Annotated in this window: 22 protein-coding genes; 7 read left to right on the top strand and 15 right to left on the bottom strand. The window is 55.4% G+C overall.

From position 1 onward, the window contains the following. Window positions 1-26: 26 nt before the first annotated feature. From fliE to ABXG94_RS15920, 3 genes are read right to left on the bottom strand one after another with little or no spacing between them, the layout of a single operon-like run. Window positions 27-359: a flagellar hook-basal body complex protein FliE gene (fliE, locus tag ABXG94_RS15910; protein WP_353535858.1), complete on the bottom strand. Its 333-nt coding sequence runs from the start codon at window positions 357-359 to the stop codon at window positions 27-29. Window positions 360-368: 9 nt separating this feature from the next. Further along, window positions 369-779 carry a flagellar basal body rod protein FlgC gene (gene flgC, locus ABXG94_RS15915; protein WP_353535859.1) on the bottom strand — a complete coding sequence of 137 codons (411 nt, stop codon included), beginning with the start codon at window positions 777-779 and terminating at the stop codon, window positions 369-371. A gap of 8 nt (window positions 780-787) precedes the next feature. Beyond that, window positions 788-1138: a flagellar basal body rod protein FlgB gene (locus ABXG94_RS15920; protein ID WP_353535861.1), complete on the bottom strand. Its 351-nt coding sequence runs from the start codon at window positions 1136-1138 to the stop codon at window positions 788-790. Between the two features lie 68 nt (window positions 1139-1206). Between ABXG94_RS15920 and ABXG94_RS15925 the strand changes: the two genes are divergently transcribed. Continuing rightward, window positions 1207-2568, top strand: a complete 1362-nt coding sequence (locus ABXG94_RS15925) for a FliI/YscN family ATPase (RefSeq protein WP_353535863.1) — start codon at window positions 1207-1209, stop codon at window positions 2566-2568. Between the two features lie 115 nt (window positions 2569-2683). Here the strand turns inward: ABXG94_RS15925 and ABXG94_RS15930 are convergent, their stop codons facing one another. From ABXG94_RS15930 to ABXG94_RS15945, 4 genes are all read right to left on the bottom strand, one after another. Beyond that, window positions 2684-3517, bottom strand: a complete 834-nt coding sequence (locus ABXG94_RS15930; RefSeq protein ID WP_353535864.1) for a flagellin N-terminal helical domain-containing protein — start codon at window positions 3515-3517, stop codon at window positions 2684-2686. A 133-nt stretch (window positions 3518-3650) separates the two neighbouring features. Continuing rightward, window positions 3651-4151 (bottom strand): flagellar biosynthesis protein FlgI, encoded by a 501-nt coding sequence (locus ABXG94_RS15935; protein ID WP_353535866.1) that lies wholly within the window; start codon window positions 4149-4151, stop codon window positions 3651-3653. A 34-nt stretch (window positions 4152-4185) separates the two neighbouring features. Beyond that, entirely contained in the window at window positions 4186-4482 is a 297-nt protein-coding gene (locus ABXG94_RS15940) for a rod-binding protein (protein WP_353535868.1), read from the bottom strand. Continuing rightward, window positions 4482-5585 (bottom strand): flagellar basal body P-ring protein FlgI, encoded by a 1104-nt coding sequence (locus ABXG94_RS15945; RefSeq protein ID WP_502901724.1) that lies wholly within the window; start codon window positions 5583-5585, stop codon window positions 4482-4484. The genes ABXG94_RS15940 and ABXG94_RS15945 overlap by 1 nt, the downstream gene beginning before the upstream one ends. A gap of 195 nt (window positions 5586-5780) precedes the next feature. Here ABXG94_RS15945 and ABXG94_RS15950 point away from each other — a divergent pair, with 195 nt between their 5' ends. Next, window positions 5781-6530 (top strand): winged helix-turn-helix domain-containing protein, encoded by a 750-nt coding sequence (locus ABXG94_RS15950; protein WP_353535870.1) that lies wholly within the window; start codon window positions 5781-5783, stop codon window positions 6528-6530. Window positions 6531-6540: 10 nt separating this feature from the next. Here ABXG94_RS15950 and ABXG94_RS15955 read toward each other — a convergent pair whose 3' ends face one another. The 4 genes from ABXG94_RS15955 to ABXG94_RS15970 all read right to left on the bottom strand — a co-directional run bounded on the left by ABXG94_RS15955 (window position 6541) and on the right by ABXG94_RS15970 (window position 12368). Beyond that, window positions 6541-7632: a flagellin gene (locus tag ABXG94_RS15955; RefSeq protein WP_353535872.1), complete on the bottom strand. Its 1092-nt coding sequence runs from the start codon at window positions 7630-7632 to the stop codon at window positions 6541-6543. Window positions 7633-7641: 9 nt separating this feature from the next. Next, a complete protein-coding gene (flgK, locus tag ABXG94_RS15960; RefSeq protein WP_353535873.1) occupies window positions 7642-9060 on the bottom strand; it encodes a flagellar hook-associated protein FlgK in 1419 nt (472 codons plus the stop codon). Window positions 9061-9086: 26 nt separating this feature from the next. Then, the gene (locus ABXG94_RS15965) at window positions 9087-10388 is read right to left on the bottom strand and encodes a flagellar hook protein FlgE (RefSeq protein WP_353535875.1); all 1302 of its coding nucleotides are present in this window, start codon (window positions 10386-10388) and stop codon (window positions 9087-9089) included. A 147-nt stretch (window positions 10389-10535) separates the two neighbouring features. Further along, window positions 10536-12368: a hypothetical protein gene (locus ABXG94_RS15970; RefSeq protein ID WP_353535876.1), complete on the bottom strand. Its 1833-nt coding sequence runs from the start codon at window positions 12366-12368 to the stop codon at window positions 10536-10538. Between the two features lie 139 nt (window positions 12369-12507). Between ABXG94_RS15970 and ABXG94_RS15975 the strand changes: the two genes are divergently transcribed. From ABXG94_RS15975 to ABXG94_RS15995, 5 genes are read left to right on the top strand one after another with little or no spacing between them, the layout of a single operon-like run. After that, window positions 12508-13251: a flagellar hook basal-body protein gene (locus tag ABXG94_RS15975; RefSeq protein ID WP_353535878.1), complete on the top strand. Its 744-nt coding sequence runs from the start codon at window positions 12508-12510 to the stop codon at window positions 13249-13251. Window positions 13252-13283: 32 nt separating this feature from the next. Beyond that, window positions 13284-14069, top strand: coding sequence for a flagellar basal-body rod protein FlgG (flgG, locus tag ABXG94_RS15980; RefSeq protein WP_353535880.1), 786 nt, complete (start codon window positions 13284-13286; stop codon window positions 14067-14069). Further along, entirely contained in the window at window positions 14070-14753 is a 684-nt protein-coding gene (flgA, locus tag ABXG94_RS15985) for a flagellar basal body P-ring formation chaperone FlgA (protein WP_353535882.1), read from the top strand. It abuts the gene before it with no gap. Next, window positions 14750-15541, top strand: a complete 792-nt coding sequence (gene flgH / locus ABXG94_RS15990; RefSeq protein WP_353535884.1) for a flagellar basal body L-ring protein FlgH — start codon at window positions 14750-14752, stop codon at window positions 15539-15541. The genes flgA and flgH overlap by 4 nt, the downstream gene beginning before the upstream one ends. A 9-nt stretch (window positions 15542-15550) precedes the next feature. Further along, window positions 15551-16021 (top strand): flagellar biosynthesis protein FlgH, encoded by a 471-nt coding sequence (locus ABXG94_RS15995; RefSeq protein ID WP_353535886.1) that lies wholly within the window; start codon window positions 15551-15553, stop codon window positions 16019-16021. A 2-nt stretch (window positions 16022-16023) separates the two neighbouring features. Here ABXG94_RS15995 and ABXG94_RS16000 read toward each other — a convergent pair whose 3' ends face one another. The 4 genes from ABXG94_RS16000 to ABXG94_RS16015 form a co-directional block, all read right to left on the bottom strand. Then, complete coding sequence (locus ABXG94_RS16000; RefSeq protein WP_353535887.1) at window positions 16024-16695, bottom strand: flagellar hook assembly protein FlgD; 672 nt, start codon at window positions 16693-16695, stop codon at window positions 16024-16026. 9 nt (window positions 16696-16704) lie between these two features. Then, window positions 16705-18246, bottom strand: a complete 1542-nt coding sequence (locus ABXG94_RS16005; RefSeq protein ID WP_353535889.1) for a flagellar hook-length control protein FliK — start codon at window positions 18244-18246, stop codon at window positions 16705-16707. 3 nt (window positions 18247-18249) lie between these two features. Then, entirely contained in the window at window positions 18250-18957 is a 708-nt protein-coding gene (locus ABXG94_RS16010) for a sigma-70 family RNA polymerase sigma factor (protein ID WP_353535891.1), read from the bottom strand. A 131-nt stretch (window positions 18958-19088) separates the two neighbouring features. Further along, a complete protein-coding gene (locus ABXG94_RS16015; RefSeq protein WP_353535893.1) occupies window positions 19089-19556 on the bottom strand; it encodes a hypothetical protein in 468 nt (155 codons plus the stop codon). Window positions 19557-19636 lie beyond the last annotated feature (80 nt).

The following is a 19636-nucleotide window of genomic DNA, read 5'->3' on the forward strand; positions in this document are numbered from 1 at the left end:
CCTTTCTGCGGTTTGTATCGCAGCGCTTAAATCGGCATGCGCATGATGTCTTGGTAGGCCTCTACAATTTTGTCGCGTACGGCAACGGACACCCGCACGGTGCTTTCCATGGTCATTGTGGCTTCGACGACCTGTTGAATACCGGCTTTGCCCGCAAGACCCGCCGTGGCGGTTTCGTCGCCCTGACGCACGTTTTGCACCGATTGCGCGGCCGCATTGCGCAGCATGTCGCCAAAGCTTTCGGTCTTAGCCGCGTCAACATCTTGGCCAACTGCCGCCGGGCCGCCATTCAGCTTGCTGGCCTTGCCATAGGCACCTTGGACAATCGCATTGGGACGGATCGATGAAATATCGCTCATGGGTCAGGCCTATTCTATCAAATCTATCAAACGGTTACGCATGGAGCGCGCGTTTTCCAACATGGTCATATTCGCCTCGTATGACCGCGAGGCTTCGCGCATGTTGGACATTTCGATCAGCGGGTTTACGTTTGGCAACTTAACATAACCATTGTTATCGGCGGCGGGGTGCGCTGGTTCGTAGCGCACGGTAAAGTCTGTCATGTCACGGGAAATGTCGGCCACTTCGACCTGTGAATTGCCGGACCCATCAGAAATGAGTTCGCTAAAGGAAATGACCTTGCGGCGATACGGGTCCCCGCCCGGTTCATTGGCTGTCGAGGCGGCATTGGCAACGTTTTCTGACACAACCCGCATACGTTCGCTTTGAGCGCGCAGGCCGCTAGAGGCAATGCTGGTAATCGCTTTGAAGGAATCCATAGTGGTCTTTACCCTCCTGAAACCATGCGCATCATGTCATGCGCTTTGCGATAAAGGTTGGCCGCGATCCGGTATTGTCCTGCGGTGTCGGTGGCCTCTAGAATCTGTTCTTCCAAGATCACGTTATTGCCGGAAATATCGGAACCCCAACTGGTGGCAGATTCCTGCACTTGGGCATCCAAAGAGGTACCCGCGGCCTCGGCGGCCCGTAAATAGCTTTCAAATCCCTCGACTTCGCGTGCCCGGTACCCGGCGGTATCGGCATTCGCGATGTTTTCAGACACAACCTTCTGTTTGTCAGACAGCCACTTGAGACGATCAGACGCGAGTTGAAACAGATTAGGTGTATCCAAATTCATGATGGACTCCTGCTTAATTCTTGTTGATTATAGCAAGTATAGCAAAGATTAACAGGGGGTTTATTCTTGTGTCCAAGGTTTTTTTGGAACTTAAAAGCAAGATTTCCTCTTTGGAAAGCACAACAATAACCGGTCGCGTGCAATCGGTTGTGGGCATGTCGCTGACGGCGGCGGGGCTGCAACGGGCCGTGGGTATTGGGCAGCGCTGTATGGTGCGGGGCATCAAAGGGCCGGTTTTGGCCGAGGTGGTCGGTGCCAATGATGACGGGCTTAAACTGCTGCCTTTTGGCACTTGGGAAGGTGTAGCGGTTGGCGATCCGGTAGAGCTGGTGCAGCATGAGGAAGGCATTTCGCCGGATGACAGCTGGATTGGCACTGTGGTTGATGGGCTAGGCCGCCCGCTGTCTGATGCGCCAAATTTCAAACGTGGGCGCAGCCGCTCTTCGGGGCGCAATGGCCCGCCGCCCGCCTTTGGGCGCAAGCGTGTTGGACAAAAGCTAGAGACCAGCATCAAATGCATCGATGTGTTTACCCCGATTTGTCAGGGGCAGCGCATGGGGGTTTTTGCGGGCTCTGGGGTGGGGAAATCCACACTGATGGCGATGCTGGCGCGCAACACAAATGCCGATGTGATTGTGATTGGTCTGGTGGGGGAACGTGGCCGCGAAGTACAGGAATTCATTCAAGAAGATCTGGGGCCTGAAGGCATGGCGCGATCCGTTGTTGTGGTGGCAACCGGGGATGAAGCGCCGCTTTTGCGCCGCCAAGCTGCGCTGACAGCGACCACGGTTGCCGAACATTTTCGCACCGCCGGGCGACAGGTTTTGTTGCTGCTGGACAGCGTGACCCGCTTTGCCATGGCGCAGCGTGAAATCGGATTATCAAGCGGCGAGCCGCCCACCACCAAGGGCTATCCGCCGACGGTGTTTTCTGAAATGCCCCATCTGTTGGAACGGGCTGGGCCGGGGCGGGATGGTGAAGGCGATATCACCGCGATTTACACGGTTTTGGTGGATGGCGATGATATGAACGAGCCAATTGCCGACGCCATTCGCGGCATTGTGGATGGGCATTTGGTGCTGGATCGTAATATTGCCGAGCAAAACCGTTATCCGGCGATTAATATTCAGAAATCTATTTCCCGGATGCTGCCTGCCTGCCATTCGCCTGAAGAATACACCATCATGCATGAGGCCCGCAAAGCGCTGGCGAAATATGCGGATATGGAGGATTTGATAAGGGTTGGGGCTTATAAACCCGGCACAGACCCGGAAATTGACGCCGCCGCGCAGTTTTACAAAGTGGCCAATGATTTTCTGGCACAGCGCAAGGCGGAAAAATTGCCATCCGATCAAAGCTTTGCCGAGTTGTTTCGCATGCTGCTGGAAGCAGGGATCGAAGTGCCGCTTGATCTTGGCACCCCGGCGTAAACGGAAATCGGCCGCTATATAAAGCGGCCGATCAAGCTCTGTTAAAAGAGATAAGAACAAGCATTCAATTGCGAAGACTAGCTTCGCCAGAAGCTCTTCCGCTAATTGATATTCCTTAACGGAAGAGCGACAGGATGTTCTGTGGAGCCTGGTTCGCCATAGACAGCGACTGTGTCGCCAGCTGTTGCTGTACCTGATAGGCTTGCAGACGTGCTGCTTCTTGTTCCATGTCGGCATCAACCATCGCAGAAACACCGGAATCCAGTGTGTCTGTCAGAGCTGAAAGGAAGCTTTGCTGGGATTCAACTGCTTTTTCGCCGATACCCAGTGTGGTCGCTGCTGAAGTCGCTGCCTCGAGCTGAGTATTCGCCGATGTCAGGATAACTTCACGTGCTGCAGCATCTGCAGCCGCATCGATATCCAAAGCGGCTAGGGCAGTTACAATCGCACCCAAGTCAACTTCGTCGATGTCCATATTTGTGACGGACAATGCACCTGCTGAATCTCGTGAGATGCCGGATACGATCGAGCGAGTACCGCCACCATCAACCATGCTATCCCCATTGAAGGTCGCATTTCCGATTGTCGATGTCATACGGTCAGCCAGCGCAACAAGCTCTGCTTGTACCAGGCTGTGATCGACGCTTTCGTCTTGTGCAAAGGCAACACGCTCAACAAATTGACGCGCCAAATCTACAACTTCTTCGGCGCCCGCACGCGCAGTGCTGACAGAGTTCTTTGTAGAGGTCAGGCCTTCGTTGATGGCTTTGAACATGCCACTGTCGCTTTTCATGTTCTCAGAAATCGCGAAATAGGCTGCGTTGTCTTTACCAGAGCTGATCTGCAGACCTGTGGACACGCGGTTTTGTGTATCATTAAGACCCTTGTTGACCATGTTAAGGGTCTGAAGGGCTACCATTGCGGAACTGTTAGTGAGAATAGATGACATTTAATGCTCTCCTCAATTTCTCATATTTATATCAGTCTTCTGACTGAAGCTGGTTTTTCACCAGTAATGACAATATAGCGCCTAGGGTTAAAGCGGAGTTTACGTTTTGTTAATTTTTAGAAAAGATCTGTGACTAAAATTCACGATCTATCTGTAATTTGGTGGTTTTATTGTCATTCAGCTTTTGACCGGTCTTGCCATACAGCCCATTCAGGCTGTGGCGTTGGGTGGCCTTTTCAATCTCGCGCACCACAGTGCCGGCGGCAGTGGCCATGCGCGCCAAGAGGGTGCTGTTTTCTTCGACAACCCGCTTAAGCTCGTCCAAACGCTGCGGCAAGCGTCGGGCTTTGGCGGCATCTTCTGCCATAAAGGGTTCGACCAGCGGCATCTTGAGTTCCAACCACTTTAGGGTATCGGCCTTTTGCTCATAAAGCGCGCTGACGACATTGAGGTCGCCGCCGTTGATGGCGTCGATCTCTTGTTGCAACAGCCCGATGGCATCTGAAAGCTTGGCGGCAAAGGCATCGAGATTTTGCACATCGCGTTCGGTCAGGCCCGCAGACAGCCCACCAGCGGCGGCCGTGGACCGCGCTTTTTGGCGCTCGCCAAACCGAAATTTACGTTCTGCAATCATCGCGCGTCACTCCTGTCGCATCTGGCCTGTCACATCAGGGCTTTTTATAGGCCGCCATCATTTGTTCGATATTGCCGGCCAACCCAAGACCGCCGCGTTCGACCAGGCTTTGGGACAGGGCTTCGGACATAAAGCTGCGCCACATCTGGCTGTCTTTGCCGCCCGACGCAGACCCCATATCGACGGTTTTCATCATCTCATCCACAAATTGCGATAAAAACACTGCCTCGAAATCCTTGGCGGATTGCAGCTCTTTTTCGGTCAACTTGGCGGTTGGCGCGGCTTGCTGCGCAGGTGACCCAATCGCGTTAAGACTTGGGATATCGCTCATCAGATGATCTCCAGATCTGCGTGCAACGCGCCCGAGGACTTGATGGCCTGCAAGATTGAAATCGTCTGGCGGGCCCCCACGCCGATGGCATTCAACCCGTCCACCAGGTCTTGCAGGCTGACATCACCGTCTAGAATGGTGAACTTGCTGTCTTTTTCTTCGACATCCAAATCGGTGTCGGGAATGACAACTGTGGTGCCGCCAATCGAAATCGGGCTGGGCTGGCTGACGTTAAAGCGTTCGCGCACCCGCACGGTCAGCCCGCCTTGGCTGATCGCCACTTGGCCGATACGCACATTTGCCCCAATCACGATGGTGCCTGATTTTTCATCCACCACCACCCGCGCAGTCACGTCTGGCGTCACCGTCAGGTTTTCGATCACCGACATGAATTCGGCCACATTGGCTTTGTTTTCGATGCGGATTTCCACCGTGCCCGGATCAAGCACTTGGGCGAATTGCGCCCCGAGTTCGACATTCACCGCGTCGCGCATCCGGGTGGCGGTGGTGAAATCCGGCACGCGCAGGGCCACACGAAAGTTGGTTAATTCGCTTAGACGAAAGCCCACTTCGCGTTCAACAATGGCGCCGTTGTCAATGCGGGCGATGGTGGGCACGCCTTCGGTGACCGTGGCGGCGTTGCCTTCGGCGCGAAAGCCCGAGACCGCAACCGCGCCCTGGGCCACAGCGTAAACTTCGCCGTCTGCACCTGACAGCGGTGTGACCAATAGGGTGCCGCCGCGCAGGCTGGACGCATCGCCCAACGAAGACACGGTGACATCAATTGGCGCGCCCCGGCGGGCAAAGGGTGGCAATTTTGAGGTGACCATGACAGCGGCCGTGTTGCTGGTTTTCAACAGGTTTGCGTCGATATTAGCCACGCCAAGACGTTCCAGCATGCCGCGCATGGATTCACGGGTGAAGGGGCTGTTGGCCAATTTGTCACCGGTGCCGCCCAAGCCAACCACAAGACCATAGCCAATCAAATGGTTTTCGCGCACGCCTTCGAAGGTGGCGATATCCTTGATCCGCACCTCTGCACTGGCCACTGTCGCACAGGCAAGCGCGCCCAACATCGTCAGCAAGCGCGCACACCATAGCATCAGGCCTTTGGGAAATTTTTGGTACTGCTCCATAGGTCTTTCCTCTTGCCCTGCACTAAGATTAGCCATTTATCTTTGCCTCGTCCACATTAACTCGCATTTAATCTTGGTTATTTTTCTTTTTATTATTGAAACCCTCATTTATCCTTGCTAGCGATAAAGGATAACATGAACAATGTGGGAACGGGGGTAGCGATGCGCGCCTATGTTTTCGAACCACGAGAGAAACGCCGGGCTTCTTTGGCGGCAGAGCTGGAAAATGCCGGCTTGCAACCCCTCTTTGTTGGCGAAGAATTCTTTGAGACGGGGCTTGCGCCTCTGTTGCAGCCTGGCTGTGAACATCGAGCAATCCTGATCGGAGAGTCACCCAACACCCATCAACAAATTCGCGCCGTTCGCAGCGCGAGTTGTGAAAACCCCATGATCGTACTGCGGGATTTCCGAAATTCGCAAGACACCGCTGCGGCGCTGGATCGCGGTGCGGATGATGTGATTGTCAGCCCGATCAAAGGCGGTGAAGTTCTGTCGCGGATCAATTCCGTGGTGCGGCGCTTTCATGGTCATGCCTCTGAAAACGTGGTGGTTGGCGAAGTGACGGCTTATTTTGATGGCCGCGATCCGATTGTGTCGGGCGCGCGTATCAAGCTGAGCAAACGCGAACATTCGATTTTTCAGCACCTTGCGTTGAATTCCAACAAGGTGATTTCCAAGAACGCCATCTATGATGCGGTTTATGGCATGAGCGCGGATCAACCGTTTGACAAGGTGATCGACGTTTACATCTGCAAGCTGCGCAAAAAGATTGCGGCAGCAGCCGAAAGCGGTGCGCAGTATATCGAAACCATCCATGGGCGCGGCTATAAGCTGAGCGCACCGGAAGAGACCGATGTACCACCGGTAAATGGCTTGCGCGCCCGTTTGGGAATGGAAGCACGCGCCAATTAGGCGCGTGTGATTATCTGAGATAATTCAGAATGCTAAGACCTGAAAGGCGGGCTGACACGGTGTAGCTCGCCTGCAATTGCGTTTCCATATTGGACACACGCGTTGCGGCCTCGTAGGGGTCAGCATCTTCGATTGTGGCGATTTGCGTGCGTTGCAAGATCGACAGGTCGGACAGGCGATCGTTGGCACGTTCGACGATTTGTTGATCAAATCCGATAGACGACGAGATATCCAGCATGCCCTGGGTGCCTGCGGCGAGCGCGTCGGTCGCGGTCGTCATCCAAGCGGTATAAGCCGCCTCATCGGTGATCGCGTTCACATCCACAGATGCCAGCATCGACAGGCCTTTTAACAAATCGCGTATACCTTGATCGTTGGCTTGTACGCCATAATCCAATTGCTGCCCTTGACTGACACGCGCGACCACGCGGTTGTTGGGCTGTGCACTTCCGTCCAGCTCTGGCGTGCCATTGTAAAAGGTGGCTTCAAAATTATAGTTTGGATTGCCGCTGTGACTGGACGCAAAGATCTGATCAAGTTCCGCTGCCATCGAAGCCGCCTCGGCGGCGGTTGTGGGGCCGGTGCCGACCACCGCGCTCAACACATCTTCGGGTGACAGGCCCGTGGCAGCATTTGCCTCGGACCAGCGGTTCAACGGTGGGGTATTGCTGGCGGTGCCGCCAAACATAAATTCACCGTTATAGCTGCCATTTAACCCCCCCAATATGGCTTCGATGGCGGCCCGCGCTTGTGTTTGCAACACAAAGGTCGAATTGGATTTTTCATCCTTGCTGAGCAAAGCCGTGGTTGTCACGTCACTGACGGATTCCCGGATGCCATCAATGGAATCCAGCATGGTTTGCAGCTTGTTATCCAGCAACTTGTTGGACAGCATATAGGCCTGGGTGTTGTCTTCTAAAGTGCGCATCGAAAAGGCGATGGCTGCGCGGGATCCCATGTCGCCAAACAGATCGGCGCGCTTGCCGGTGGCCAGTTCGTGACCCGCCCTTTGCAGGGCAATTTGCGCCGTGCTGACATTGCTGCGCTGAGACTGATTAAGCTGCATCGTCGACATGCGGGTGATATTGGCCAACCAGGTCATACGCGCCTCCTAAACAGCGGCCAGCAGCGTATCGAGCATCTCTGCCACCGCTGTCAGCATCTTTGAATTTGCCGCAAAACTTTGTTCGATCAACAGCAGCCGTTGCATTTCTTCGTCAATATTCACGCCTTCGACGTTTAAACGCGAGGCCTGCACCACTTCGGCAGCGGATTTCGCGGCATTATAGCTGCGTTCAGCGCGCGAGGTTTCCGTGCCCTGGCTGGTGACCATTTCAGACATATATTGCCCAAGGGTCACATCCGGATGAATGCCGGTCGCCGGATCTGCGCCCAGGGCTCCGCCAAGCGCATCAATAAAGGATTGAATTTGCGTTGAATCCGAAGCCGCTCCGGGGGCGGTTGCCCCAAGCCCATCGCGGATCAACCACGGGCTGCCCCCTGCCCCGGCATGCACCGCGTCATTCACCCGCAAGCGCGAGGCAAGACCATCCAAGTTCGCCGCATCAAAGGCAAAACCATTGTCGGTAAACAAACCCGCCTGACCCGCGGCCAAGGTGCTGTCTGCGGCCTCAAAGGATTGGATCAACCCGCGGGCAAATTCATCCAGCTGCAGCTGAAATTTCGGCACTGTGTCGCGTTTAAGCGTCGTAAGACCCGCTAGACTGCCATGTTGAATGCCGCGCACACCGTCTTTGTTGGGGGTGATTTCATTGTCCCCGGCCATGATGGTGCCATCGCCAGCCTCAAAGGTCACATCATGAACCCGGTCGCCTTCAAGCAGTGCGGCGCCGCCCGTGGTGTAAACATTGACCCAGCCATCGGCGTTATAGGTCACGCGGATGTCTGCAATGCCCGAGATCTGATCCAGCACCTGATCGACCTGATCATGATAACCTGCGGCTTCCAGACTGCCCGGCTCAAAATCACTCAGCCGTTGATTATAATCATGCAGTTTATAAAGCGACTCGTTGAGGTCCGCGATTTCATAGCGGATTTCCATATCCAGATCATTGCGCACCCCAGCCAAACGATTGCTGGTTTCCCGGATCGAATTGGCCAGATCTTCGGCGGCAAACACCGCCCCTTGTTGCGCGCCCATCGACGAGGGCAGGTTGACCAAGGTGGTCAGCGAGGAATTGAATTCTGAAAACTTGCCATTCAGCGAGGACTCTGAGGATGGATCCCCCAAAAACACCGTATAATCACGCAGCCCCTCGTGCAGAGCCTGATATTCGGCCATTTTGGAGTTTTCATTGCGCGACATGCGCACCAAAGCGGCGTCTACTTCGCGGCGGATTTCGCCGATGTGAACGCCGCCGGTCCCCAGCGCGCTGCTGACCAGAATTGCTTCGCGGCGCACATAGCCCGGGGTCATCGCATTGGCGACGTTGCCCGATGTGACGCGCGCCATGCCCTGAGTTGCGCTTAAACCAGATGCAGCGGCATAAAGGGACCCCGAAAGGCTCATGTGATGCGCCTCTTACTTACGTTCCACTATCGTTTCAGACGGGTGGTTTCATCCATCATGTCATCCACGGTGGTGATGACTTTGGCGTTGGTCGAAAAGGCCCGTTGTACCCGGATAAGGTCGGTCATTTCCTCGGCCACGTCCACATTAGAACCTTCGAGCGCGCCAGCGTTGATGGCCCCGGTAGAGCCAGAATTGGCCTCGTCAGCGACAAATGTGCCAGAGTTGCCAGACAGGGTATAGGCGTTGCCTTTCATCTCGATCAAACCATTCGGGTTGGCGACAGTGCCCACCGGAATTTGATACAGCGCGCGGCGCATACCGTTGTCAAAGACGCCAAAAAGCGTGCCTTTTTCATCAATTTCCGTACGGATCAATTCGCCTACGCTGGAACCATCCCGGTCAAAGGACTGCGAAAAGTCACCTGCAAATTGCGTGATGCCGTCAAAAGTGCCCGGCGCGCCAACGTCAATAGTCATGGTTTGCGGCGAGGTACCGTTATTGAGCGTAATAGTGGCCTGACCTGTGGTCGCATCAAAGGAAAACGCGGCGGGTGCCGTGGCAACAGAGGTGATATTTGTATAGGCCGCGGGTGCGCCAGACAGCGAACCTGAATCGGTGAAATCAACCGTCATGGAGCCAAGCGGATTGCCCTCTTGGTCATTGATAGTCACATCCCATTGATTGGCCGTCGAGGTCGGCTGCCAGCTGAATTCGATGCGCTGGGATTCCCCCAGGCCGGTGAAAATCTCGGACGAGGTTTCAAACGGCGCACCGGGCGTTGCAAGACCTGTGTCTTGTGAGGGCAAGTTGCCCAAGACGGTCATTTCGGAAGTTTGGTCTGCGGAGAGGCTGATGTTGCCGATGTTTACAGTTTGCATCGAGCTAAAGGAACTGCGGTCGATATTACCAAGTGAGCCATCGACGTCATAAGGAAAACCCGAAAGATAAAATCCGGCGGCGTTTACCAAATTGCCGTCTTTGTCCGGCAAAAACGCGCCCGCGCGGGTCAACATATAATTGGTTTGAACGGTTTCATTTGGATTGGCCGAGACCACGAAGAACCCATTGCCACTGATCGCCATATCGGTGGCTTTGTTAGTGGAAATCAAACCACCAGATCGGTTCATGTCCAACTCGTCCACCGCAGTGACCGACAAAACGCCAGATCCATTGCCGCTGGAGGCGGTGGTTGTGACCATGTGGGCAAAGCCACGACGATAGCCGATGGTGTTTGCGTTTGCGATGTTTTCTGAAATTCCGCCGACAGCGTGAGAGTTTGCCTGTAGGCCACTCACCCCGGTCTGAAGCGCACTAGAAATGCTCATAACAACTGCCTCATTATTATTTTTATGGGTTACCCCGTATCCATGACATACACGAAACTATTTTAAGGAGAGTTAAAGAATTCATTAAAAATGCAAAGATAGTCAAATTTATTCTTAGATTTAGCTAAGATAACACAGTTTTAACCATCAAAGCCCCTGACCGGACAGGCGATCCAAGGATTGATTAAGGCTTTCTATCCTTTGATCAGCGCCCTGACGGGTCAATGGAAAGACATCTGCGGGTTGGGTTAAAAAGCTTTGGGCGATGCGCAGCCAGTCTTGCGACTCTGTTAGCGTGGGGAAGGCACGCACCACCTTTTGCGAGGTGATCATGTCGCCGGAGCGGTGAGAGGCAATCAGCAGATAGGTGGCATCATCCACGTCAAAATTTCCGGGGAATTCAGCCCATAACCGATTGTAGAATATCGCAGATTGCGCCCATTCCTGTTCTTGCCAAAGCGCCTTGCCCACATCGCGCAAATTCCCCGGCCCCGGTGATTTGACATGGGTGCTGAGCAGACCTTTGCTGTCGCCAAGCCGCGCCATGACATCCGCTTTGATGCGGTTCACCTTGTCGCGCAACTCTGCGTCATCTGGGGCATCCAAGGCCAACAGCAGGTCGCGAGATTTGTGCAATTGCCCGCCCTTGGCATAGGCCTCGGCCAGCTTTAGCGTCACGGCAAATTCGGCCTGCACATCCTTGGTTGCTGGATCGAAAATCGCCAGATCGCGGTGCAGATCCAGCGCGCGTTGATATTCCTTGGCCGCCATGGTTGTGCCGCCAATCGACAGCATATAGTCGCCCATGTTTTCGACGTAGCCGGGAAAGGCCGCATAGTAACGAAAGGCCGGAACCAACTGATAATGCACGCTTAACCAACGCGATAAAGGCAGCTCGCCCCGCACGCCTTTGGCATAGACCTCTTCCAGCTCCTCGGCGGCCAGCTGCTCTGCTTTGGCGGCAGCGTCGCTGTTTGGAAACCGCATCATGATTTTGCCGTTGGTTTTCAGCGCCCCGATGCTTTCGCGATTAGACTGATAGACCTGCGCCAACTTTTGCAACGCGATCAATTCCAACCGATCCCCACGCCAGGCGTCCGCGCCAAATTCCAACACGTCTTGCGCCGCCAACAGCGCGCCGCGTCCGCCATCGTCCAGCGCCATATCCGCCAAGGCCAACCGGCCCCGCACCGCATATTTGTCCCAACCCTTGGCCGCCTCAAAGTAAGATTCAAGCGCGGTGCTGGCATTTTTGCGCACCTCGGCCGCGCGGCCCCGCAAATAATAGCCCGCCGTGCCTTCGGACAGTTCCGGGAAATCTTGCAACAAGCGCAGCGACTGGCGTGCCACCGCGTGATTGCCCACCTCGATCATCGCCTCGGTCAGCAGCGGCAACACCACGCGCGCCACCGGGCGGGTTTGATAGATCAACCCCAGCAACCCAGCTTCGAGATTGTTGGTGAGAAGTGCGGCATCTGCATCAGCAATGCCCTGCATCGCAGCCCAAAACGCTTGATCCGGGCGATTGGGATTGGCCAAAGCCGAGGCCTCAAAATCCTCGATCGGAATTCCCGACAATAGATTTCGGGCATCTTGAAGCGCCTGAAGCCGCCGTTCCTGGCCCAGACCCGTCGGGGTGATGGCATCCAGAACCGACCCAGCCTCGTACATCATCATTTGCCCCAAATAGAGCTCGGCGGTGTCCATCAGGATCATCGCGGTTTCTGGCCCGTGCGAGGAGGACAACGTATCGATATGCGCTGTCAGGTTTTCGTAAAACCGCTCTTCGGGCCAGCGCCGCAAATCCAAATCCCACAACTGCTGCACGCCGCGCCGTGGGGCGGTGATTTCCTGCTTCTTTGGCTGCGCGGCAACCTCGGCTTTGGGGCTTTCCTCTTTTGGGGCCGACGCGCCGTTGATCGCGGTTGCCCAAACAACCAGCGCAGCAGCAAAGACCGAAGAGCCCCAAACCTTATTCATCTTTTCTTATCTATCCTTGATAAGCGGCAATTAAACCTTGTTTTAATCTTTATATTGATGGATAGTTTAACAAGCAATAAGCAAGATTTTCCTAATTCGCGCGATCTATTCTTGAGGATCGTCTCAACGAGGCTCTGGCATGGGAACCACAAATTACGTCTCCCTTTCGCTCGCAACTGCGCTGCAGCGCAGCTTGGACATTGCAGCGCATAATATGGCCAACGCCTCGACCGCCGGATACAAAGCCACCCACCCGCTGATGGAAGCGGTGGATCCCACAAATTCCGGCGACGCGACCCAAGCCGTAAACTATGTGCGCGACAAGGGGGTCTATGTGGACGCCACCCAAGGCGCGTTGGTGCCCACGGGCAATCCGCTGGATGTTGCAGTTTCTGGCACCGCATGGCTGGGGTTTGAGGCCGAGGGCGGACAGGCCGCATATGGACGCGATGGCCGGCTGGCTGTGGACAACGAAGGCCGCTTGGTGACCATGTCTGGTGCCGCCATTGTCGATGTTAGCGGCGCACCGATCACCATTCCAAGCGACGCAGGCCCGTCGATCACCATCGCATCAGATGGCACGATTACCGACCGTCAAGGGGCCACGATTGGCCGCATCGGCATGTTTGACGTGCCGCAAATCGACAAAATGACCGCGCTTGGCAACGGGCTGTTTGTGCCCGCCGCCGATGCTGGGGCCGCCCAACCCAGTGAAAATAGCAAGATCGCGCAGGGCTATACCGAGCAGAGCAATGTAAAACCCGTCGTCGAAATGATCCACTTAATGGATATTCAGCGCGCCTACGAACGCGCCGTCAAAATGATGGACGATGAAAACGACCTGACAAAACAGGCGATCCAGCGGCTTGGCCGTGTGGTGTGACCTGAACAGCAGGCAAGCAGGAGAATGAGGCAATGAAGGCACTAGGTATCGCCGCAACCGGCATGTTGGCCCAGCAGACCAACGTTGATGTCATCGCGAACAACATCGCCAACGCAAACACCACCGGCTTTAAAAGCGGACGGGCTGCGTTTCAGGACCTGATCTATCAATCGGTGCTGCAAGAAGGCGCGTTGACCTCAACCGATGGCACCGCCCGTCCGGTGGGGCTGAATGTGGGTCTTGGGGTGCAGGGCGCTGGCGTTGTGCGCTTGAACACCCAAGGGGGTCTCATTCAAACCGCCAACCAGCTGGATCTGGCCATCGAGGGCAACGGCTATTTTGTGGTCAACCGCCCGGATGGCACGCTAGCCTATACCCGTTCAGGTAATTTCAACCTGTCCGCCGAGGGCCAAATCGTGACCCTGGATGGCTACGAAGTTGATCCCGGCGTGAACGTGCCATCAGGCACCCGCGAAATCGCGATCAACGCCCAGGGCGTGGTCATGGCCTATGTCGATAATGAAACCACGCCGGTGGAACTGGGTCAGCTGAGCATGGCGACCTTTTTGAACGACGCCGGCATGAAGCCCATCGGCAACAACCTGCTCGAAGAAACCACCGCTTCGGGCGAGGCCACAACCGTTACCCCCGGCGATCCGGGTGTGGGGGTCATTCGTCAGGGACATCTGGAAAATTCCAACGTGAATATCATCCAGCAGATCACCGATCTGATTTCGGCTCAGCGGGCCTATGAGATGAACTCCAAATCCATCGAAACCGCAGATCAAATGCTGCAAACAGCCAATCAGATCAAATAGATGATGCAGCGGGCGCTTCATAAACTCCTAGCAGCGGTTGTCGCCACAACCCTGACCTGCGTCACCGCAGGCAGTGCCTTTGCGGCCCAGATCACCGATCTGATTGCCGAACGGGCCACGCAGGAATATGGCCCCGCCATGCCGGCAAATGGCAGGTTTTCGATCCGCATGGACCAGAGCCTGCCCGATAGTGGGGAATACATCCAGGAATTCTGGATTGATCGGGACACCGGCCAGTTTATCGCCAATATCATCACCGATCGCGGCGGCATTCAGCGGGTTTGGGGGCTGGCGGTGCTGACGGTGCCGGTGCCGGTTGTCAATCGCCGCATCATGCCCAATGAAATCATCGCAGCCACGGATGTGGAGACCATCGAAATGCCCTGGGCGCGGGTGCACGCATTTGCGGTGACCGAAGTCGCCCAATTGCAAGGCATGCAAGTGCGGCGCATGTTGTCGCCGGGTCGGCCGGTGCATCATCAATCGGTGATCCCGCCGATTGTCGTCTCGCGCGGGCAACGTGTAACGATCGAATTGCAGCATGGTCCGCTTAAGCTTTCGGCCATCGGCAAAGCCATTGGCGACGCCCACAAAGGACAGGAAGTCCGAGTTGTGAACCTTGCAAGTAACAAAACCATCATAGCCATCGCCCTTTCTGACGGCGTTGTGGAGGCCCAATTTTGACCCTTCGATCCGCATTTTTGTCCCGTAAAAAAGCGCGCTTTGTCACGCTGATTGCCACCGCGGCCCTCGTTGGGTTGGCCGGGTGTACCGAGAAATACAAAGAGCACCGTAATCCGCAATTCAGCGAAATGGATGCCGCCCCCATTGCCGAGGTCAACCGCATCAGCGTGCCAATGCCCGCAACAGAACCGCACCGCCGCGCGAAACGCGCCGAAGCCAGCAGCCTGTGGAGCCGTGGCACCAGCAGTTTCTTTGACGATCAACGCGCCCAAATGGTGGGCGATATTCTGACGGTGGTCATCAACATCAAAGATGACGCGCAACTGCGCAATCAGTCGGAACGCTCGCGCACCAGCACCCAGGACGTCAACGATCCTGTGTTCTTTGGCTATGGCGGCAAGATTGACCGCATTTTGCCCGGCATCGCCGCTGCGGACCTGCCCACCGGGGGCAATATTGTAGATCTTGGCAATACATCTACCTCGGGTGGTGAAGGCTCTATTCGCCGCAACGAAGCCATCAACCTGCGGGTGGCGGCGCTGATCGTAAAAGAACTGCCAAACGGCAATTTCGTGATCGCGGGCCGCCAAGAGGTCAAGGTGAACCAAGAACTGCGCGAATTGCGGGTTGCGGGCATCATCCGGCCACAAGACATTGGCACCTCCAACACCGTTGCCTATGACAAAATCGCCGAGGCCCGCATTGCCTATGGCGGACGCGGTCAGCTGAGTGTAGTGCAGCAACCGCGCTATGGCGAAGACTTCTTGGATGTCATCCTGCCCTATTGATGGCCTGAAATGAAAAAGATTTTGATCATACTCCTCGGGCCCCTCTTGCTGGGCCCGGCTGGGTTTTTTCTGGGGAAAATGCTGGCACCGCCGCCCGTCGTCCCAGAGCCAGTCCCGATCGAAGCCCATGCGACTGCCAACGAAATCCTCTATAAAATGCCCCTTGGCAAGTTCACCATTCAGGTGATGCAGCCCAAGGATATCCTGCATATTATGATCGATTTTGACGTCTATATCGCTGGCGCATCAGAGTTTGAGCGGCTGAACGGCTCTAATGGGCGCACGCGGCTGCGCGACGCCACCATTTCCATCGTGTCAGACATGGCAGAAACCACACTGTGGATTGCACATGGCGAAGAAAAGAATTTGGATTATGCGGTGCTGGCCGAAGATATCACCCGTAAATTGCACCGCCAATTCGGAGCCATCCGCACCGCGAAAATCAATCTATTCTATTCCGCGCGCTCGTCGCGCAAATAGACTTAGCTGGCGGCCAAGATCGCTTCGGCTGGCAAGGTCTCATCCCCATCAAGCTTGAAGTAATTTTGCCCCTCGGTAAACAACACCTCTTGGACCACCGCCTTGCGATAGGTAAAGGCTGTGATCGGGTCGCCATCGCCATTTACGGCCTTGATGGTAAAGGTGTATTTTCCGTCCAAAACCGGGTTGCCGCTGTCGTCCAATCCATCCCAGGTCAGCTGTTGCAGCTCTGTTGAATCCGAGGACAGACCGGTGATTGTGCGCACCACCCTCTCTGTGGTGGGGTCATAAATTTCTGCGGTCACCGTGGCTGCGCCATCGCCCACATTATAGTAAGAGTTGGTCTCACCCGCCGCCAAATGCACCTGGTCCGATGACACGGTCACTTCGCGGCCAATCATGGCAGCGCCCGACACCGACAACAAAGACGCCATTTGGCTGCCCAGATTTTCCAGATTGCTATTGGTTTTCACCGATTGTTCAACCTGGCTTAGCTGCGCCAATTGCGACACAAACTGCGTGCTGTCCATCGGTTCAAGCGGATCCTGATGTTGCACCTGAGCGGTCAACAAGGTCAGAAACCGTGTGTAATCCTCGCCCAATTGCGACAGCGAAGAGGTGCTGTTGTTGGTCGAAGCAGCTGTGCTGCCTGATGTGATTGGTGCCAAACCCATGCCGCGTCCTTACGTCATCAAATCCAATTGCCCGCCGCCAATTTTTGCGGTCTGGGATGTGTCTTCTATCTCGTCGGTGGCCTCAAGCGCGCCATCGCTAAATTCATTGCCCCCCGACCCAGAGCCGTTTTCGCCCTGATCTGGATTCTTCGAATATTCCTGAAACTCAACCGAACCCTGACCAACATCCGCGATCACTTGCGCCAGCAGGTCGCGCTCTTCGCGCAAGCTGTTTAAAACATGAGCATTTTCTGCCCGAACCACCACAGCCAAAGAGCCATCTGCGCGGGTTTTCAACTCGACTTCGATGCTGCCAAGTCCGCGTGGTGTCAGCTCGACCTTGGTCACGCCCTCTTGCAAATCAACAGCGCGCACCTGCTGGATAAGTGCGCTGGCAAACCGCGGCGATTGCGCCTCGGGGCTGCGCGCCTGAGCTGTCGCCTGCGCCGAAGTGCTGTCCAGAGTTTGGGCCGCATCAATGCGCAACGCCGGTGTGTCACTCAGCGGTGTCGCCAGCAATTCGCGCGGCACTTCGATGGCCCCGCCCACCATTTTCTCTAGGGCGGCAAATGCGGTTGATTGCGCCTTGGCGCTGGGGGCAAACAAAGCTGCCATCATACGATCTGACAAGGGTTTGATATCTGACGGCAGGCTTTGCGGCGCGATATTTGGCAGCACCACATCCTCTAATGACGGGCTTTGTGTTGGTTGCGCTGCGGACAAAACCAAAGAGGCCGCGTTGGTTGCTAGATTTTGCGTGCCTGTCACGGGTGCTTGGGCACCCGTTGATTGCCCAAACACGATGGGGGCCTGCGCACTGTTGGCGGCTTTTTTCGGGGCACCCAAGTGGGTTGCTGCGTCCTTTGCCTGCCCCGCAACACCGGCAGGCTGTTGCGTCAGGCCTTGTGTGACAGCAGCTTGTTTTGCACCATCTACATTTGGACCCATATTGGCATTCAAAGCCATATTCTGCATAAATTCAACGACTTGAGACCGCACACGCAAAGTGACTTCGACAAGTGCGGCCAGCACGTCGGGCACCGTTGCCACGGCATCATTGACCAGGACGTTCAAGTCAATGTCCGTTGCTGTTGTCGCCTGCCCGACAAGAGCCGTTGAATCGGCTGTAAACGCCGCCAACTTCTCTTGCAGCTCGGTCATAAACGCGCCGCCGGTCAGTGTGTCTAACTGCTCCAGCACCGCGGCCAAATCCTGAAACGTGCTGCTGATAACTTCGGCTGGCTCCACGGGTTGACCATCGGTTTGCGCCAAACTCTCAAGCCGCGTGATGATATCGCCCAGGTTTTGCAGAGCCTCTTGCAAGGCCTTTGCAGTCACCGGGTTTGCCAGTGCCAGATCGCCCCTTTGGAGGCTGGTTTGTTGGCCAACCTGCCCTAATATCATCGCCGCAAAGCCCTGCGCGCCCGCATTCAAAACTGCGGCGTTATCCGTGGATGCCGCAGGTGCCAGCGCGGCCATTGCAGATGATTTTCCCGGTGCGCTCGCCGTGCCCAAAAGCGCCATCACCGGATTATTTGATGCTGTTTGCATAGCCTAACCCGCCATCGCTGTGGTGACGCCGCGCGACAGCAAGGCGAATTTCATACGTGACATGGCGCGCCGTTCAATTTGCCGCAATCGCGCCCGTCCAACACCCAATCGTTTGGCAATATCGTCGACCGATTCTGGCACCCGGCGCAGGTTGCGTGAAATCACGATATCTTGTTCGACATCGCCCAGCTCTTTTAGCGCCTCCAGCATGACGCGACGCATTTCCGCGTTGCCTGATTCAGCAATCGCATGCTCTTCGGGGGTTGGCGCATCTGAACGCAAGGACTCGTCGAGTTCGCCATCAAGCGCCTCGACCACACCGGGCATAAAGGCCAAGGCCTCAGAGCTCAGGCTTGCTTCTATTTCACGTCCCTTGGGCACATCAACAATGTGCTTAAGCCGCGTATTGGCCTTGCGCACATAATTTAACACCCACCAATGCGCATAGGTCGAGAACCGCACCTGCTTGGCGGGTTCAAATCGATCTGCGGCGTGGATTAAACCAATCATGCCTTCGGCGACCAAATCGTCGTGATGATCGGGGTTTGAATTCAGGCGTCGCGCGCAAGAATGAATTTGACGGGCGTGCGAAGTGATCAACACCTGCAACGACGCCCGATCCTTTTTGATTTGCCATTGCTGGATCAAATCGCGCTCCTGCTCTGCCTCCAATAACGGCGCGTCAAGCGCCGCTGAATACGAAATTGCCATGTACTGCCTCGCGAAATCTATGTTTCGTTAAGGATTACAAGACCACAGTCGCAAGGATGAGCAAAGATAAATCTGATTAACAGAAGATTAAATCAACTGCGCGTTGCACTTTAATGACAAGAAGAAACGGATTATTGCATGCGCGATGCGCTGGGGTGGGAAATATGCCCGGTTGCCGCAAAAGATGTCGTGAAATCAAGCGCTGTGCTGTCACCAGCGCGGCGGTTTACATCAGAAATCTGAATAGACTGTCCTTGCTTGGTCATTTGCAGAATGACGTTCCCAAGCAATTCCCCAAGGCGATTGCCCGAATAGTCCTTGGCGTCGGAAAAACCCTGCGGTTGCACCAGGACCAATGCGCCATAAGGCACATCCAAACCCAGTTCCTCGGCCAGCACATCCCCCAAAGAGATGCCCGGCAGAACCTCGGCACTTTCCATCATGGCAATGGGTTGGGACAGGTCGCGTTTAGAGGTCAGGGTGATCACCGGCAGGTCCATGACCGATTCCATCAGCCCGGTTAAGGGTGAAACCAGTGCTGGCTGCTCCAGAGCGACATCGCCACTCCATATCTGCCCGATCAACTTTGTGTGTCCCACTATATATTCCCCTAGGCCATATATATGTATGCAGACTAGATTAGATTGTTTCCAATCAAAGGAGAATTACCTCTTTGTAA

It is taken from the genome of Cognatishimia sp. WU-CL00825 (genome assembly GCF_040364665.1).
Classification (GTDB): domain Bacteria; phylum Pseudomonadota; class Alphaproteobacteria; order Rhodobacterales; family Rhodobacteraceae; genus Cognatishimia.

Excerpts from the sequence above, each read along its gene's own strand:
- fliE (WP_353535858.1), bottom strand. The coding sequence starts at position 359 with ATGAGCGATATTTCATCGATCCGTCCCAATGCGATTGTCCAAGGTGCC.
- flgC (WP_353535859.1), bottom strand. The coding sequence starts at position 779 with ATGGATTCCTTCAAAGCGATTACCAGCATTGCCTCTAGCGGCCTGCGC.
- ABXG94_RS15920 (WP_353535861.1), bottom strand. The coding sequence starts at position 1,138 with ATGAATTTGGATACACCTAATCTGTTTCAACTCGCGTCTGATCGTCTC.
- ABXG94_RS15930 (WP_353535864.1), bottom strand. The coding sequence starts at position 3,517 with ATGTCATCTATTCTCACTAACAGTTCCGCAATGGTAGCCCTTCAGACC.
- ABXG94_RS15935 (WP_353535866.1), bottom strand. The coding sequence starts at position 4,151 with ATGATTGCAGAACGTAAATTTCGGTTTGGCGAGCGCCAAAAAGCGCGG.
- ABXG94_RS15940 (WP_353535868.1), bottom strand. The coding sequence starts at position 4,482 with ATGAGCGATATCCCAAGTCTTAACGCGATTGGGTCACCTGCGCAGCAA.
- ABXG94_RS15945 (WP_502901724.1), bottom strand. The coding sequence starts at position 5,585 with ATGCTATGGTGTGCGCGCTTGCTGACGATGTTGGGCGCGCTTGCCTGT.
- ABXG94_RS15950 (WP_353535870.1), top strand. The coding sequence starts at position 5,781 with ATGCGCGCCTATGTTTTCGAACCACGAGAGAAACGCCGGGCTTCTTTG.
- ABXG94_RS15955 (WP_353535872.1), bottom strand. The coding sequence starts at position 7,632 with ATGACCTGGTTGGCCAATATCACCCGCATGTCGACGATGCAGCTTAAT.
- flgK (WP_353535873.1), bottom strand. The coding sequence starts at position 9,060 with ATGAGCCTTTCGGGGTCCCTTTATGCCGCTGCATCTGGTTTAAGCGCA.
- ABXG94_RS15965 (WP_353535875.1), bottom strand. The coding sequence starts at position 10,388 with ATGAGCATTTCTAGTGCGCTTCAGACCGGGGTGAGTGGCCTACAGGCA.
- ABXG94_RS15970 (WP_353535876.1), bottom strand. The coding sequence starts at position 12,368 with ATGAATAAGGTTTGGGGCTCTTCGGTCTTTGCTGCTGCGCTGGTTGTT.
- ABXG94_RS15975 (WP_353535878.1), top strand. The coding sequence starts at position 12,508 with ATGGGAACCACAAATTACGTCTCCCTTTCGCTCGCAACTGCGCTGCAG.
- flgG (WP_353535880.1), top strand. The coding sequence starts at position 13,284 with ATGAAGGCACTAGGTATCGCCGCAACCGGCATGTTGGCCCAGCAGACC.
- flgA (WP_353535882.1), top strand. The coding sequence starts at position 14,070 with ATGATGCAGCGGGCGCTTCATAAACTCCTAGCAGCGGTTGTCGCCACA.
- ABXG94_RS15995 (WP_353535886.1), top strand. The coding sequence starts at position 15,551 with ATGAAAAAGATTTTGATCATACTCCTCGGGCCCCTCTTGCTGGGCCCG.
- ABXG94_RS16000 (WP_353535887.1), bottom strand. The coding sequence starts at position 16,695 with ATGGGTTTGGCACCAATCACATCAGGCAGCACAGCTGCTTCGACCAAC.
- ABXG94_RS16005 (WP_353535889.1), bottom strand. The coding sequence starts at position 18,246 with ATGCAAACAGCATCAAATAATCCGGTGATGGCGCTTTTGGGCACGGCG.
- ABXG94_RS16010 (WP_353535891.1), bottom strand. The coding sequence starts at position 18,957 with ATGGCAATTTCGTATTCAGCGGCGCTTGACGCGCCGTTATTGGAGGCA.